A 13,656-nucleotide genomic window follows, 5' to 3' on the forward strand; every position below is an offset into this window, starting at 1 on the left:
GGCCGTCAGCGCTCCAGCTCGACGCCGCCCGGGACGGACGCCGGGGACGCCGGCTCCTGGCTCGTGCCGCGCCACCGGGCCACGCCGCGCATCACGTGGTAGACGCCGATCGCGGCCGCGGTGCCGAGCGCGATGCCCTCGAACGTGAGGTCGCCCGCGGTCCACGTGTAGTTGGCGATGCCGATCACCAGCGCGACGGCGGCGGTCGTGAGGTTCACCGGGTCGGAGAAGTCCACCTTGTTCTGCACCCAGATGCGGGCGCCGAGCACGCCGATCATCCCGTAGAGGACCGTCGTCGCCCCGCCCAGGACGCCGGCGGGGATCGTGTTGATCAGCTCGCCGAACTTCGGCGACAGGCTGAGCACCAGCGCGGTCGCGGCCGCCACCCAGTACGCGGCGGTCGAGTACACCTTGGTCGCCGCCATCACGCCGATGTTCTCGGCGTAGGTGGTCGTGCCCGAGCCGCCGCCGAGGCCGGCGAGCGTCGTGGCCAGACCGTCGGCCAGCAGCGCGCGCCCGGTCAGCGGGTCGAGGTCCTTGCCGGTCATGGCCGCGACCGACTTCACGTGGCCCACGTTCTCGGCGATGAGCACGAACACGACGGGCAGGAACAGGCCGAGCAGCCGGGGCTCGAAGGTCGGGGCCACGAAGTGCGGCAGCCCGAACCAGTCGGCCGCGCGCACCGCGGCGAAGTCGACCTCGCCGCGCAGCGTGGCGACCAGGTAGCCGACGACCACCCCGACCAGGATCGACAGCCGGCCGAGGATGCCGCGGAACAGCACCGCGGACAGCACGATCGCCCCGAGCGTGACGATCGCCGTGACCGGGGCGGCGCGGAACCCGCTGCACGCGCCGGCGTCGTCGCAGGTGCCCCACGCGGTCGGCGCGAGGTTGAACCCGATCAGCGCGACCACGGTGCCCGTGACGACCGGCGGCATGACGAGGTCGATCCACCGCGAACCGGCCAGGTGCACGACCAGGCCGATCACCGCGAGCAGCACGCCGGTGGCGAGGATGCCGCCGACGGCCGCGGACTGCCCGCCCGAGGCGGTGGCGGCGACGATCGGGCCGATGAACGCGAAGCTCGACCCCAGGTAGGACGGCAGCCGGTTGCCCGTCACGAGCAGGAACACCACGGTGCCGACGGCCGAGAACAGCAGCGTGGTCGCCGGGGAGAAGCCGGTCAGCAGCGGCACCAGGAAGGTCGCGCCGAACATGGCGACGACGTGCTGCATGCCGATGCCGATGGTCCGCGGCCAGGACAGCCGCTCGTCGGGGGCGACGACCGCTCCCGGCTCGACCCTCCTGCCGTCACCGTGCACCCGCCAGCCGATCGCGCTCACCGCGGTCCTCCTCCTGAGTCGGCGCCCCGGTCGGTCCGCGCGCCGCAGGGCAGGCTAGCGGCTGACGCGTCACCCGTCCGGCCGCGCCCACGGGCCGCACCCCGGCCTCGCAGCGGCCCCGCGTAGGGTGTGCCGCGGCCCGTGACCGTCCGCGTGGAGGTGCCCCATCGACCGGCTGCTGCGCTCGCGCGCCGCCCTCTGGACCGCGTTCGTCGCCGTCCACGGCTGGATCGCCTACGTCGGGACCGTGCTGATCCCCGCGCGCGCGTTCTGGGACCTGGACCTGTACCGGTGGTGGATGTGGCAGGGCCTGCACCAGGGGGTGTGGCCGGTGCTCGACGGCGACTGGGTGTACCCCGCCGGCGCCGTGCTGCCGATGCTGCTGCCCGCTCTGGTCGACGCCGTGGGCACCCAGCCGTACGCGGTCGCGTGGTCGGCGCTGATCACGCTGCTCGACGCCGTCGCGGTGGTCGTGCTGCTGCGGTGCGCCGGGCGACCCGCCCGCGCGGACCTGGTGCGCGGCGACGTCGCGGCGCCGGGGCGGGACCCCGCCGTGGGCGCGTGGTGGTGGCTGGCGTTCGTCCTGCTGCTGGGGCCGGTGGCCGTCGGCCGGCTCGACGCGGTGGTGGCGCCGGTCGTGGTGATCGCGCTGGCGGTCGCGCTGCGGCACCCCGCGGTCGCGTCCGCGCTGCTCACGTTCGGGGCGTGGGTCAAGGTGGCGCCGGGCGCGCTGCTGCTGCCCCTGGTGCTCGTGCTGCGCCGCCCCTGGCGGGACCTGGTGCTGCCGGCCGCGGCGGTCTGCGCGGTCGTGGCCGGCGCGGTCGCGGCGGGCGGCGGGCTCGGGCACCTGACCAGCTTCCTGGGCGAGCAGGGGGAGCGCGGGCTCCAGGTCGAGTCCGTGGCGGCGACGCCGTTCGTGCTGGCGGGGATCGCGGGCGGGATCGGCGGCGACCCCGTGCGGGTCGTGCTCAACCAGGAGATCACCACGTGGGAGATCGCGGGCCCGGGGACCGCCGCCGTGGCGGGCGCGCTCGGCGTGCTCCTGCCGGTGGCGCTCGCCGCGGTCACCGGGCTGCTCGCGTGGGTGCGGCTGCGCACCGGCGACCGCCTGGACACCGCCGGGTTCCTCGCCCGCGGGGCGCTGCTCGTCGCGGTGACGCTGATCCTCGCGAACAAGGTCGGCTCGCCGCAGTTCGTCGGGTGGCTCGCCGGGCCGGTGGTCGTCGGCCTGGCGCGTCCGGGTGCGGGCGGCGTGCGGTCCTGGCGCGTGCCCGCGGCGCTGGTGCTGGTGGTCGCCGCGCTCACCCAGGTGGTGTTCCCGATCGCCTACGACGGGATCACGGCGCAGCAGGTCGGCCCGTCGCTGGTGCTGGTCCTGCGGAACCTGCTGCTGGTCGCGCTGCTCGTGGCGGTGGCCCGCGACCTGGTCCGCGTCGGTCGCGCGGGGTCGCGGGCCACCGGCCCGGGCGAGGGGGTGCGCGTCAGCGCACCTGCGGCATGACCTCGGAGGCGATCAGCTCCAGGTGGTCCAGGTCGTGCAGGTCGAGCACCTGGAGGTAGACCCGGGTGACGCCCTGCTCCGCGAGCGTGCCCAGCCGGTCGACCATGGCGGTCGGCGTGCCGGCGATCCCCACCGCGCGGACCTCCTTCGGGTCGCGGCCGATGGCGGCGGCGCGGCGGTCCACCTCGGCGTCGTCCCGGCCGCCCGCGAGCACCAGCGCGGCCGACATCGTGAGGGTCTGCGGGTCGCGGCCGATCGCGCGGCACGCCTCGCGGACCGTCTCGAGCTTCTCGCCCACGACGTCCAGGGGCGGGAAGGTCAGGTTGAACTCGGACGCGAACCGCGCGGCGAGCGCCGGGGTCTTCTTCGGGCCGAGGCCGCCGACGATCAGCGGCACGCCGGGCGTGGTCCCGTCGAGCGGCGACGTCTGCACCGGCTTCGGCAGCGCCGGGCTGCGCTTCAGGGTGTAGTGCTCGCCGGCGTGGTCGAACCGGCCACCCGCGGGCGTGCCCCACAGGCCGGTGACGACCTCCAGCTGCTCGGCGAGCAGGCCGAACCGCTTGTCCGGGAACGGGATGCCGTAGGCCTCGTGCTCCTCGGCGTACCAGCCGGTGCCCAGCCCGAGCTCCACCCGGCCGCCGGACATCTGGTCGACCTGCGCCACCTGGATGGCCAGCACGCCCGGGTGCCGGAACGTGGCCGACGACACGAGCGTGCCGAGCCGGATGCGGCTGGTCTCGCGCGCCAGGCCGGCGAGCGTCGTCCACGCGTCGGTCGGGCCGGGCAGGCCGTCGCCGGAGCCCATCGACAGGTAGTGGTCCGAGCGGAAGAAGGCGTCGAAGCCCAGGTCCTCGGTGGCGCGCGCGACGGCGAGGAGGTCGTCGTAGGTGGCGCCCTGCTGCGGTTCGGTGAAGATCCTCAGGTCCATGCGGGCAGCCTTTCACGGTGCGCGGGGTGGGTCGCGCCACGGGCCGGCGGTAGCGTCGGGGGCGTGCTGCGTGGGGTCCGGTGGTCGAGCCTCGCCGTCGTGCTGGGCGCGGGGGCGCTGGCGCTGGTCTGCCTCGTCCTGGCTCTGCGCGGGCGGCCGTGGGCGTGGCTGGTCGGGTTCGTGTGCGCGGCGATTGCGGTGCGGGAGGTCCGGGCGCTGCAGCGGCTGGACCGGCGCGCTCGGACCGCCCGGCCGCCGCGCCCGTGAGACGGTGAGGGCATGGTGACGCAGCTCGGCCTGGCCCTCGATGCGCTCGCGGTCGCGGACTGGCGGCGGCGCACCGCGCAGATGTACGCCGACGTCCGGCGGCTGGCCGAGGACGACCCCGCCGCCGCGCACGCCGAGTGGGTCGCGCGCCGCGACGAGCTGTTCGCCACGCACGCCGCCTCCCCGCTGCACCACGCCGCCAAGGCGGTGTTCGAGGGGCTGTCCGTCGCGCCGTACGACCCGGCCTACCGGTTCGAGGTGCGGGTGCGGGCCACGTCGGCGCAGCGGCTGGAGGTCGCGACGGGGACCGACGGCGTCGTCCCGTTCGACCGGGTGGGCCGGGTCGAGCTCGACGGGCTCGGGTCGCTGTCCGTGTGGGCGCTGCGCACCTACGGCGGAGGCATCTTCATCCCGGTCAAGGACGCCACCGCGGGCAAGGGGACGTACGGCGGCGGACGGTACCTGCTCGACACCATCAAGCACGCGGACCTCGGCCGGGCCACCGACGGCGGGCTGATCCTCGACCTGAACTTCGCCTACAACCCGTCCTGCGCGTACGACCCGGCGTGGGCGTGCCCGCTGGCCACCCGCGGCAACGTGCTGCCGGCGCCGGTGCCGGTGGGCGAGCAGCAGCCGGACCCGAAGCTGGTGGCGGACTTCGAGCTGGAGTGAGCCCGGGCCGGGCGCGGCCGCGGACGGCGTGCGCGGGGCGGCCCCGCCGACGTGAGGTCAGCGGTCGCGGCGGCCCGCGCGGCGGATCCGGAACGTGCCCGCCGCCAGCCCGAGCACCAGCACCGCCGTCAGCGCGACCCACAGCGGCGTCGTCACCGTCGTGGCGAGCAGGTGGACGCGGACCGGCTGGCGGTTCTGCGCCACGAACACCACGGCGACCACGACGAGCAGGACGCTCAGCCACCGGCGCTGGAGGAACGTGACGACGGGGTTCGGGCGGCTGGTCGGGGTGTCGGTGCTGCTCATGGCCTGTTCCTCCGGCGCCGGGTGCGGTCGGGGCGGACCGCGCCCGCCGCGTACCGCAGCATGGCGCACGGGGCCGCCCGGCCACCAGCGCCTACGCTGACCCGCGTGCCCGTGACCATCGAGACCCGCACCCCCGGCGAGATCACCGCCGCCGAGCTGTACGCCCTGCTGCGGCTGCGCGTCGACGTGTTCGTCGTCGAGCAGACCTGCCCGTACCCCGAGCTCGACGGCCAGGACCTGCTCGAGGACTCGCTGCAGGTGTGGGCGCACGACGACGGCGAGCTGCTGGGCACCATCCGCGTGCTGCGGGCCGGCAGCGACCACCCGGCGATCGGGCGGGTGGCGACCGCCGCGGCCGCGCGGGGGCGGGGCGTCGCCGGGGCGCTGCTGGAGCACGGCATCGCGCTCTGCGGCCCGGGCGCGACGATCCACCTGCACGCGCAGGCGCACCTCGAGGGCTGGTACGGCCGGTTCGGGTTCGAGCGGGCGGGCGCCGACTACGACGAGGACGGCATCCCGCACGTGCCGATGGTGCGGGCGCCGCGCTGACCCGGGCGGGACGGACCGCCCGCGTCCGGGTCACCGGCGGACGGGCCGGAAGCGTGCGGACCGCGGCCGGCCCGGGTCAGCGCTGGCAGGTCGGGCACCAGTAGAGCTTGCGGCCCGCCATCTCCTCGACCGCGACGGGCGTGCCGCAGGTCCGGCACGGCTCCCCCGCGCGCCCGTACACCCAGTGCCGCTCGGCCGGGTCCCGCAGCGCCGCCGCGCGGCCGGCGTCGTCCAGGTCCTCCCGGGTGAGCATCACCCCGGTGGCGATGCCGTCGGCCAGCAGGACCGACCAGTCGTCCCACAGGGCGCGGGCGGTCTCCGCCGGGACCCGCTTGCCCGGGGTGTGCGGGTCGAGCCGCGCGCGGTAGAGCAGCTCCGCGCGGTAGATGTTGCCGATGCCCGCGACCACCGCCTGGTCCATCAGCAGCTGCCCGACGGCGGTGCCGCGCGCGGTGAGCCGCTGCACCATCACGTCGGCGGCGGACCCCGGGCCGGGCGCCACCGCGTCCGCCACCGAGCCGTCGGCCTCGCCCGGCTCGTGGTGCGCCGCCCCGGTGGCCGCCGCGACCGCGTGCGGGTCGGCCATCCGGGCACGGACGTCGTCCTCGACCGCCGGGTCCGGGCCGAGCCTCGCGAGCGCGGCCGCCGTCGCGGCGGGGTCCAGCACCTCGCACGCCGTGGGCCCGCGCAGGTCGGCGACCGTCTGCTCGGTCGCCAGGCGCACCCGCACCTGGCCGACGGGCTCCGGCGGGAAGTCCTCGAGCTCCGCGCCCTCGTCGCCCTCGCGCTCCCCCTCGCCCATCCGGACCGACCGGCGCACCCGCGGCGCGCCCAGGCTCGCGACCGCGCCGCCGCCCTCGACCAGCGGCGACACCACGCCGAGGAAGTCCCACGCGCCGTACAGGCCGAGGTGCACCCGCAGCACGTGCCCGCCGGCGAAGCCGAGGAACAGCTGCTTGCCGACGGCCGCCGACGTCAGCAGCTCGCGCCCGTCGAGCAGCGCGGCCCCCTGGGCGAACCGCCCCTGGGGCGAGGACACCGCGACGCGGTGCCCGACGAAGTCCCGGGCGAACTGCCGGGCGATGCGGTGGACGGTGTGACCCTCGGGCATGCGCCCAGGCTAGGGGCCGCGTCCGACACCCGCCGGGGACCGCACGCGCCGACCGTGCACGCCCCGCGGGCCTCCACCCCCCGGGACCCCGCACCGCGTGCGCGGCGGCCGAGGGCCCGGGGTGCCGGGCGGCGAGGAGACCGTCTCGGCAGCCGGGCGCGACGGAGGGGCCGGGCGGCCCCGGGTACGCTGCGAGGACCGACCGCTCGAACCGATCAGGGGGCACCACATGGCCGGGAGCACGCCGCCGGGGACCGACGCGCCGGCCGACGGCGCCCGCCGCGCCCGGCTCGCCGGCGTGGCCCTGGTCGTGGTCCTGCTGCTGGTCGCGGGCGGCGTCTGGTTCGCGTCCGCCCAGCGCTCCCGGGCCCAGGACGCCGCCGCGCTCGACGAGGCCGTCGCCCGCCTGGCACCCGTCGCCACCGAGCTGCAGCAGGCGATCGGCTCCTCGCACGAGGCGCTCGCGTCCGTCGAGGGCCGGCTCACCGACCCGGCCCTCGGGACCGCGCTCGCCGACGCGCTGACCGCGGCCGAGGCGCTGGACACCACCGCGCCGACCGCGGGCTCGCCGGCGGAGCAGGCCGCGGCGGTCGAGGAGACGCGCGCGGCGGCGCTCGACCACCTGCAGACCATCCAGGACGCGTCCGCCGCGGTCTTCGAGGACAGCTACCGCTTCGACCTCCAGCAGGAGGCCACGGCGCGCGACGCCGCGACGGCAGCGCTCGACGGCGCGGTCGCCGCCGGGCAGCGGGCGCTCGCCGCGGGCACCGGCGACGCCGACGCCCGCGCCGCCCTCCAGGGCGCGCTGGACGCCGCGGCGGCCGTGGGCGCCCAGCCGGTCGACGCCGAGGACATCGACGCGGTCATCGGCGCGACGACGGCGGCCGAGGAGGCGCGGACCGCGGTCGAGGCGGCGACGGCGGCGCTGGCGGGCTGACGGGCGCTCCCCACCACCGCGTCCGCGCCCCGGACGCCGCGCACGCCCCGACAGGCTCCACCGCGACCGACGGTCTCGTGGAATCCCGCATTCGAGTAGGTGTCACCCGGGATTTGGTCGGGTCACGGCGCTCCTAGGTTCCGGAGCACTCCGTGCGGCACAGGCGCCACCGGGGTGACGCACCGGGATCGCACATCCGCCGACCAGGGCCGGCCCGGTCCGCCGCAACCCGTGTCGTGGTCGGCTGGGAGTCGACAGATGGCACGGCGGCGCTGGGGCAGGGTGCGTCACCGGCCCGGACGGCGCCTGGGAGGGTCGGCGGGCTCCTGCCAGGGGTGTACGACCTGCACGTGCCCGGGGCCCTGCTCCACGCGGGAGGGGCCGCCGACGACGACGCCGGCTTCCTGCCCGGCGAACCGGACGGCGATCGGGTCACCGGGATCGTGCTGCCCGGGATCGGGTCCACGGCCACCGGCTACCTCGCCGGCCTGGTTCCGACGACGCAGGGCACCACGCCTGACCCCGGGACGTCTCCGGCGGCGGCGCCCGCACCGGGGAACGACGCCGGCGGCGGGCTCGCGCTCACCGGGCCCCTGGTCGGGCTCCTCGTCACGCTCACGATCGCCACCCTCGGCGCCGGGGCCGTCGTGTCCGTCCGCCGACGCTCAGTGGGCGGACCACCCGACGGGGCGGGCGGGTGAGGCACGACATCGACCGCGGAGGTCGCCGTGGGCATCTTGGGACTGATCAACGTCGCGATGGCGGTCGGGTTTCTCATCTTCGTCGTCGGCCTGATCTGGTGGCGATGGGGCGGGCGCCCCCCCCCCGCGAGGACCGACGGCCCCGCCGGGTGCTGCGGGTCATCCTGACCATCTCGGGTTCCCTCATCGTGCCCGCCGTGGGGGCCTACATCCGGTTCCTGACCCAGCTGCGGAACTTCACGTTCTGACCGCGACGTCCCGCACCATCGAGCAGGGAGGACCACCATGGACTCGGTTGTCCTGATCCACTGGGCGTTCGCCACCGCGGTGCTCGTCTTCATCGGCGGCCTGATCTGGTGGCGCCGGAGCAGGAAGCGAGGTGAGGGCACGATCCGCCGCAGGGTGCGGAGGACCCTCCTGACGGTCTCGGGGGCGGTGATCGCGCTGTACCTCGGGTACTGCGCGTACCTGATGATCGGCCTGTCTTACTACTACATGCGGTGAGCCGTCTCGTCACTCACCTCTGCCCGGGCACGCGTTCCGCGCCGGGCCCACCGCCGCAGGCGATACCGCCGAGCGAGGAGGTACTGGTGTGGACTGGCTCGTGGTGAACGGCGCCCTCGCCGCCGCGCTGCTCGCCTTCGCCGGCGGCCTGATCTGGTCCTGGCGTGGCAAGAAGCCGCGCGAGCGTCAGCGGCCCCGCCGGGCCCTGCGGATCGTCCTGACGTTCTCCGGGGCCGCGATCGTCGCAGTCGTGGCGTTCTACGTCTGGGTCGTGATCCAGCTGCGGAACTTCACGTTCTGACCGTCCTCGCGCTCACCCCTCGCCCGCGCCCGGCACCTCGCCCTTCACGTCCTCGTACCCGTGCGCGTTCGGCAGCTCGCCGGGCGCGTACACCAGCCGCACCACCCCGGTCGGGAACACGTCCGACGCCAGCAGCCGCAGCGGGTAGACCGGCGACCCCTCGTCGAACAGCCGCTCGCCGTGCCGGGCGGCGACCGGGTGGACGAGGAGCCGGAGCTCGTCGAGCAGGCCCGCCGCGAGCAGCTGCCGCACCACGGACAGCGACCCGGGCACGACGACCTTGCCGACGCCGGGCTGCGCCTTGAGGGCGGTCACCGCCTCGACCAGGTCGCCCTCGACGCGCTCGGCGTTCCGCCAGCCGAGGTCGGCGCTGCCGCGGGTGGCGACGAGCTTGCGGATGTCGCCGAGCTGCGTCGCGAACGCGGCGTCCACGTCGCCGGCGGCCTCCCGCTCCGGCCACGCGCCCGCGAAGCTGTCGTACGTGACCCGCCCGAGCAGCAGGACGTCGGCGCCCGCGTAGTCCTCGGTGACCGCGGCGCCCATGTGGTCGTCGAAGTACGGGAAGTGCCACGCCGGGTCGATCTCGGCCACGCCGTCGAGCGAGATGAACAGGGTGGAGACGATCGTCGCCATCGCGGGTCCTCCTTCGGGCGGGCGCGCAGCGCCGCGCGGGTGCGGGTCCCTCATGAGACCCCACCCGCGCGGCGCGTGCCTAGACCCCCGTCACCGGCTCGGTGTGTACGCGCCCGCCGTCAGGTCCTCGAGCAGCGTCGGGCCGGTGGGCCGCCAGCCCAGCCGCTCGCGGGTGAGCGCGCTGGAGGCGGGCAGGTCGAGCGCGAAGAACCCGCCGATCCAGCCGAAGTGCGTCGTCGCCTCCTCGGCCGCGACCGACGCGGCCGGGACCCCGAGCGAGCGCCCGATCGCCTCGGCGATGTCGCGGGCGGGCACGCCCTCCTCGCCGGCGGCGTGCACCACCGGGACGTCGCCCTGCGCCGCCGCCCGCGCCAGCGCGAGCGCGATCAGGCGCCCGGCGTCCGACCGGTGCACCGCGGGCCACCGGTTCGAGCCGTCGCCGACGTAGCCCGCGACCCCGCGCTGCCGCGCGACCCGGACCAGCTCGGCGACGAACCCGTGGTCCCCGGAGCCGTGGACCGTGGGCGCGAACCGGAGCGCGACGGGCCGCACGCCGCGCTCCGCGAGCCCGAGGGCGTAGGTCTCGCTCGCGCCGCGCGGGGCGTCCGGAGCCACGTAGGGCGACTTCAGGTCCTCGGTCAGCAGCCGGCCGGGGGCGACACCGGCGATGCCGGACGCGAGCAGCAGCGGCCGGTCGGTGCCGGCGAGCACGTCGCCGAGCGCCTCGACGGCGGCGCGCTCGGTGCGGCCGGACCCGGCCATGTCGCTGAAGTCGTGCTTGAACGCGAGGTGCAGGACCGCGTCGGCGTCCTCGGCGCCGGCCCGGAGCGCGGCGAGGTCGTCGAGGTCGCCGCGCCGGACCTCCACGCCGGCGGCGGCCAGCGAGGCGGCGGACGCCTCGGAGCGGGCGAGGCCGACGACGTCGTGCCCCGCGGCGAGCAGCTCGGGCACGGCGGCCGAGCCGATCCAGCCGGATGCACCGGTGACGAACACACGCATGGGAGTCCTCCAGGACGAGCACCCGGGGTGGACACCCCGGGGCGGCTGATGTCAGTCGCTGCCGTCACCGTACGCCTGATGTCAGGTGCTGTCATCACTAGACTGACCGCATGGGACGCTGGGAGCCGGACGCGCAGGGGCGGATGGCGCGCGCCGCGCTGGAGCTGTACGCCGAGCGGGGGTACGAGCAGACCACCGTCCAGGACATCGCCGAGCGGGCGGGCGTCACCGAGCGCACCTACTTCCGGTACTTCGCCGACAAGCGCGAGGTGCTGTTCGACGGCGCGCACACCCTCGAGCGCCTGGCCGTCGCCGGAGTCGTCGGCGCTCCGCCCGGCGCGGGACCGCTCGAGGCCGCCGGCGCGGGCGTCGTCCGGGGCTGCGACGCCCTCGCCGACCGGATCGAGCACGCCCGCACCCGCGCGGGGGTCGTCGCCGCGAACCCCGGGCTGCAGGAGCGCGAGCTGCTCAAGATGGCCGCGCTCGGCCGGGCGCTCGCCGCGGCGCTCCGGGACCGCGGCACGCCCGAGCCGGCCGCGGCGCTCGCGAGCGAGGCCGCCGTGGCGGCGTTCCGGGTGGGCTTCGAGGCGTGGGTCGCGGGCGACGGCGGCCGCGGCCTCGACGACCACGTGCGGGCGGCGCTGGCCGAGCTGCGGACCCTCGCCGCCGGCTGACCGTCCACAGGGCGGACCGGACCGGGACCACGCTCCCCCGCGTGACCAGCGCAGCCGCGCACCCTCGCCCGCCGTCCCTTGACACGTCCCGGCGGCCTGCCCAGACTCGTCGGCATGTCCGCCGCCCGGCACGCCCACGCGACCCCGCTCCCCGCGGGGCCCGTCGCCGTGCCGACGGTGCGGTGCCGCTGTCGAATGTGTCGCTGACGCCCCACCGGTCCCCCGCCCGCGCCTGAGCGCGCCCGGCCGGGACCCGTCCCGTCACCCGCAGCAGCCGCCCTCCGCGTCGCCCCGGTCCGCCGGTCCCCGTCGCGCGGGCGTACCCGCACCCCCGCGCCGGACCCCAGGAGCCCCGCAGTGCCGCAGCAGACCCGCGTCGACGTCCTCCCCATCCAGGAGGTCGTCGCCTCCGCCTCCCCCAGCGCCTGGCGCGACGGCCTCGTCCACGCGCAGGGCGACGCCCAGGTGACCGTCGTCCTGCTCGACGGCGAGCGCCGCGTGCTGACGACGCGCGCGACCCCGCAGCCCGGCGAGCCGGTCGCCGTGCACCCGGTGGCCGAGCTGCTGGCCGTCGGCGGCGTCTGGTACGCCGCACGGCCGTCCGTCTGACGTCGCCCCCGCCTCCCGCGGTCGCGACGACCGTCCGGCCAGGCGGCTGACCGGGCCGGACGGCGTCGCGTCGGCGGTCAGGCCATCGAGGACATCATCGAGCGGCAGGCGTCGACCATCGCCCGGCACGCCTGGGCGCAGATGCGGCAGTGCTCGGACATCGACGCGTGCATCTCGCACTCCGCCGCGCACGCCTCGCCCATGGCGACGCAGGCCTGCATCATCGCCGACATGGCGGCCATGTCGTAGCCCGCGGGCCGCATCATCATCCGCATCGTGGTGGTGGCGACGTCCGCGGTGCTCGTGCACATGGACGCACATCGCGCCATGTTCTCGCCTGCGTCGGCGTCGGCACACATGGTCGCGGCCATCGCCGCGGCGGAGCAGGCCTCGATGCACGGCTGCATCGCCGTCATGTCCATCCCCGTCGTGCCCGTCGGCATCGACTTCATCATGTCCATCATCATGCTCATGGCTCATCCACCCCTCGCGCGATCGGCTGGTGCTCCGGCACCACACGACGCTACGCCGCGGGGTCTCGGGGCCACCAGGGGTCGGGGCACGCTGCCAGACTGCGGCGCATGATCCGCTACCCGCGTCCGCTGGTCGCCGGCGACGTCATCGGCGTGGCCTCCCCGTCCGCGGGGGTCGCCACCCCGCACGCCCGCCGGCTCGACGTGGCCGTCCGGCACCTCACCGACCGCGGGTTCGAGGTCCGGCTCGGGCCGCTCGTCCGCGGCGTGGGCGTGACCAGCGGGCCCGTGGACGCCCGCGCCGCCGAGCTCACCGGGCTGATGACGGACCCCGCCGTGCGGGCGGTCGTGCCGCCGTGGGGCGGGGAGATCGCGCTCGACCTGCTCGACCGCCTCGACTGGGACACCCTCGCGGCGGACCCGACGTGGCTCGTCGGCTACTCCGACATCTCGACGCTGCTGCTGCCCCTGACGCTCCGCACGGGCGTCGCCACGCTGCACGGGCAGAACCTGATGGAGACGCCGTTCCGGGTGCCGGCGCCGATGCTGCCGTGGCTCGACGTCGTGCAGGCCGAGCCCGGCGCGACCCTCGTCCAGGGCGCCGCGACCCGGTACCGGTCGGCCGGGTTCACCGACGTCGCCGTCGATCCGGAGGCCACGGAGGAGCCCCTCGACGCCGCCGGAGGATGGACCCGGCTCGACGGGGACGACGCCGTGCGCGTCTCCGGCCGCTTGGTGGGCGGGTGCCTGGAGACGGTGTCGCACCTCGCCGGGACGCCGTACGGCGACGTGGCGGCGTTCGCCGCGGCGCACGCCCCGGAGGGCACCATCGTCTACCTGGAGGCCGCGGCGGCCGACGCGGCCGACGTCGCCCGCCGCCTCCTCGGCCTCCGGTACGCCGGGTTCTTCGTCGGCGCGAACGCCGTGCTCCTCGGGCGGACCCGTGGCGCGGACGTGCCGGGACTGACGCAGCACGACGCCGCGCGGCACGCCCTGGCCGACCTCGGGGTCCCGGTGCTGGCCGACGTCGACTGCGGGCACGTCCCGCCGCACCTGGCGCTGGTGAACGGGGCGCTCGCCACGGTCGAGCACGGCGACGGGGGGTCGGTGCTGACGCAGGTGCTGCGCTGAGCACCGGCGCGCCGGTC

18 protein-coding genes are annotated in these 13,656 nt (G+C 76.4%); 11 read left to right on the forward strand and 7 right to left on the reverse strand.

The features are described from left to right. Nucleotides 1-5: 5 nt before the first annotated feature. Entirely contained in the window at nucleotides 6-1,343 is a 1,338-nt protein-coding gene (locus MHY85_RS04245; RefSeq protein WP_239193416.1) for a uracil-xanthine permease family protein, read from the reverse strand. Nucleotides 1,344-1,590: 247 nt separating this feature from the next. On the opposite strand from MHY85_RS04245, the gene MHY85_RS04250 reads away from it, so the two are divergent. Beyond that, nucleotides 1,591-2,844, forward strand: a complete 1,254-nt coding sequence (locus MHY85_RS04250; protein ID WP_239193418.1) for a glycosyltransferase 87 family protein — start codon at nucleotides 1,591-1,593, stop codon at nucleotides 2,842-2,844. Here MHY85_RS04250 and MHY85_RS04255 read toward each other — a convergent pair. Beyond that, a complete protein-coding gene (locus MHY85_RS04255; RefSeq protein ID WP_239193419.1) occupies nucleotides 2,825-3,772 on the reverse strand; it encodes an LLM class F420-dependent oxidoreductase in 948 nt (315 codons plus the stop codon). The two genes, MHY85_RS04250 and MHY85_RS04255, sit on opposite strands and share 20 nt — an antisense overlap. Nucleotides 3,773-3,835: 63 nt before the next feature. On the opposite strand from MHY85_RS04255, the gene MHY85_RS04260 reads away from it, so the two are divergent. Further along, entirely contained in the window at nucleotides 3,836-4,039 is a 204-nt protein-coding gene (locus MHY85_RS04260; protein WP_239193420.1) for a hypothetical protein, read from the forward strand. A gap of 12 nt (nucleotides 4,040-4,051) precedes the next feature. After that, complete coding sequence (locus tag MHY85_RS04265; RefSeq protein ID WP_158373447.1) at nucleotides 4,052-4,711, forward strand: DUF1684 domain-containing protein; 660 nt, start codon at nucleotides 4,052-4,054, stop codon at nucleotides 4,709-4,711. Between the two features lie 57 nt (nucleotides 4,712-4,768). On the opposite strand, the gene MHY85_RS04270 is transcribed toward MHY85_RS04265, so the two are convergent. Beyond that, nucleotides 4,769-5,017, reverse strand: coding sequence for a LapA family protein (locus MHY85_RS04270; protein WP_239193421.1), 249 nt, complete (start codon nucleotides 5,015-5,017; stop codon nucleotides 4,769-4,771). 105 nt (nucleotides 5,018-5,122) lie between these two features. On the opposite strand from MHY85_RS04270, the gene MHY85_RS04275 reads away from it, so the two are divergent. Further along, on the forward strand, nucleotides 5,123-5,566 hold the full coding sequence (locus MHY85_RS04275; protein WP_239193422.1) for a GNAT family N-acetyltransferase: 444 nt from the start codon (nucleotides 5,123-5,125) through the stop codon (nucleotides 5,564-5,566). A 76-nt stretch (nucleotides 5,567-5,642) separates the two neighbouring features. Here the strand turns inward: MHY85_RS04275 and MHY85_RS04280 are convergent, their stop codons facing one another. Beyond that, nucleotides 5,643-6,677: an Fpg/Nei family DNA glycosylase gene (locus tag MHY85_RS04280; protein ID WP_239193423.1), complete on the reverse strand. Its 1,035-nt coding sequence runs from the start codon at nucleotides 6,675-6,677 to the stop codon at nucleotides 5,643-5,645. Between the two features lie 229 nt (nucleotides 6,678-6,906). On the opposite strand from MHY85_RS04280, the gene MHY85_RS04285 reads away from it, so the two are divergent. The 4 genes from MHY85_RS04285 (at nucleotide 6,907) to MHY85_RS04300 (ending at nucleotide 9,120) form a co-directional block, all read left to right on the forward strand. Continuing rightward, nucleotides 6,907-7,614, forward strand: coding sequence for a hypothetical protein (locus MHY85_RS04285; protein WP_239193424.1), 708 nt, complete (start codon nucleotides 6,907-6,909; stop codon nucleotides 7,612-7,614). A 335-nt stretch (nucleotides 7,615-7,949) separates the two neighbouring features. Next, nucleotides 7,950-8,315, forward strand: coding sequence for a hypothetical protein (locus tag MHY85_RS04290; protein WP_239193426.1), 366 nt, complete (start codon nucleotides 7,950-7,952; stop codon nucleotides 8,313-8,315). A 285-nt stretch (nucleotides 8,316-8,600) separates the two neighbouring features. Further along, nucleotides 8,601-8,819 (forward strand): hypothetical protein, encoded by a 219-nt coding sequence (locus MHY85_RS04295; RefSeq protein WP_239193428.1) that lies wholly within the window; start codon nucleotides 8,601-8,603, stop codon nucleotides 8,817-8,819. A gap of 88 nt (nucleotides 8,820-8,907) precedes the next feature. Next, nucleotides 8,908-9,120: a hypothetical protein gene (locus tag MHY85_RS04300; RefSeq protein WP_239193430.1), complete on the forward strand. Its 213-nt coding sequence runs from the start codon at nucleotides 8,908-8,910 to the stop codon at nucleotides 9,118-9,120. 12 nt (nucleotides 9,121-9,132) lie between these two features. Here MHY85_RS04300 and MHY85_RS04305 read toward each other — a convergent pair whose 3' ends face one another. Both MHY85_RS04305 and MHY85_RS04310 read right to left on the reverse strand, forming a co-directional pair. Further along, the gene (locus MHY85_RS04305) at nucleotides 9,133-9,753 is read right to left on the reverse strand and encodes a dihydrofolate reductase family protein (protein WP_239193432.1); all 621 of its coding nucleotides are present in this window, start codon (nucleotides 9,751-9,753) and stop codon (nucleotides 9,133-9,135) included. Nucleotides 9,754-9,843: 90 nt separating this feature from the next. After that, a complete protein-coding gene (locus MHY85_RS04310; protein ID WP_239193434.1) occupies nucleotides 9,844-10,752 on the reverse strand; it encodes an SDR family oxidoreductase in 909 nt (302 codons plus the stop codon). A gap of 110 nt (nucleotides 10,753-10,862) precedes the next feature. On the opposite strand from MHY85_RS04310, the gene MHY85_RS04315 reads away from it, so the two are divergent. Then, complete coding sequence (locus MHY85_RS04315) at nucleotides 10,863-11,426, forward strand: TetR/AcrR family transcriptional regulator (protein ID WP_239193436.1); 564 nt, start codon at nucleotides 10,863-10,865, stop codon at nucleotides 11,424-11,426. 357 nt (nucleotides 11,427-11,783) lie between these two features. Continuing rightward, complete coding sequence (locus MHY85_RS04320) at nucleotides 11,784-12,035, forward strand: nuclease (RefSeq protein ID WP_239193438.1); 252 nt, start codon at nucleotides 11,784-11,786, stop codon at nucleotides 12,033-12,035. A 77-nt stretch (nucleotides 12,036-12,112) separates the two neighbouring features. On the opposite strand, the gene MHY85_RS04325 is transcribed toward MHY85_RS04320, so the two are convergent. Continuing rightward, entirely contained in the window at nucleotides 12,113-12,508 is a 396-nt protein-coding gene (locus MHY85_RS04325) for an aldehyde dehydrogenase (RefSeq protein ID WP_239193450.1), read from the reverse strand. 108 nt (nucleotides 12,509-12,616) lie between these two features. On the opposite strand from MHY85_RS04325, the gene MHY85_RS04330 reads away from it, so the two are divergent. Then, complete coding sequence (locus MHY85_RS04330) at nucleotides 12,617-13,639, forward strand: LD-carboxypeptidase (RefSeq protein WP_239193452.1); 1,023 nt, start codon at nucleotides 12,617-12,619, stop codon at nucleotides 13,637-13,639. Nucleotides 13,640-13,656: the final 17 nt, after the last annotated feature.

The sequence above is a fragment of the Cellulomonas sp. ACRRI genome, from assembly GCF_022346185.1.
Lineage (GTDB): Bacteria > Actinomycetota > Actinomycetes > Actinomycetales > Cellulomonadaceae > Cellulomonas.

Excerpts from the sequence above, each read along its gene's own strand:
- MHY85_RS04255 (WP_239193419.1), bottom strand. The coding sequence starts at position 3,772 with ATGGACCTGAGGATCTTCACCGAACCGCAGCAGGGCGCCACCTACGAC.
- MHY85_RS04265 (WP_158373447.1), top strand. The coding sequence starts at position 4,052 with ATGGTGACGCAGCTCGGCCTGGCCCTCGATGCGCTCGCGGTCGCGGAC.
- MHY85_RS04270 (WP_239193421.1), bottom strand. The coding sequence starts at position 5,017 with ATGAGCAGCACCGACACCCCGACCAGCCGCCCGAACCCCGTCGTCACG.
- MHY85_RS04280 (WP_239193423.1), bottom strand. The coding sequence starts at position 6,677 with ATGCCCGAGGGTCACACCGTCCACCGCATCGCCCGGCAGTTCGCCCGG.
- MHY85_RS04285 (WP_239193424.1), top strand. The coding sequence starts at position 6,907 with ATGGCCGGGAGCACGCCGCCGGGGACCGACGCGCCGGCCGACGGCGCC.
- MHY85_RS04295 (WP_239193428.1), top strand. The coding sequence starts at position 8,601 with ATGGACTCGGTTGTCCTGATCCACTGGGCGTTCGCCACCGCGGTGCTC.
- MHY85_RS04305 (WP_239193432.1), bottom strand. The coding sequence starts at position 9,753 with ATGGCGACGATCGTCTCCACCCTGTTCATCTCGCTCGACGGCGTGGCC.
- MHY85_RS04310 (WP_239193434.1), bottom strand. The coding sequence starts at position 10,752 with ATGCGTGTGTTCGTCACCGGTGCATCCGGCTGGATCGGCTCGGCCGCC.
- MHY85_RS04315 (WP_239193436.1), top strand. The coding sequence starts at position 10,863 with ATGGGACGCTGGGAGCCGGACGCGCAGGGGCGGATGGCGCGCGCCGCG.
- MHY85_RS04325 (WP_239193450.1), bottom strand. The coding sequence starts at position 12,508 with ATGAGCATGATGATGGACATGATGAAGTCGATGCCGACGGGCACGACG.
- MHY85_RS04330 (WP_239193452.1), top strand. The coding sequence starts at position 12,617 with ATGATCCGCTACCCGCGTCCGCTGGTCGCCGGCGACGTCATCGGCGTG.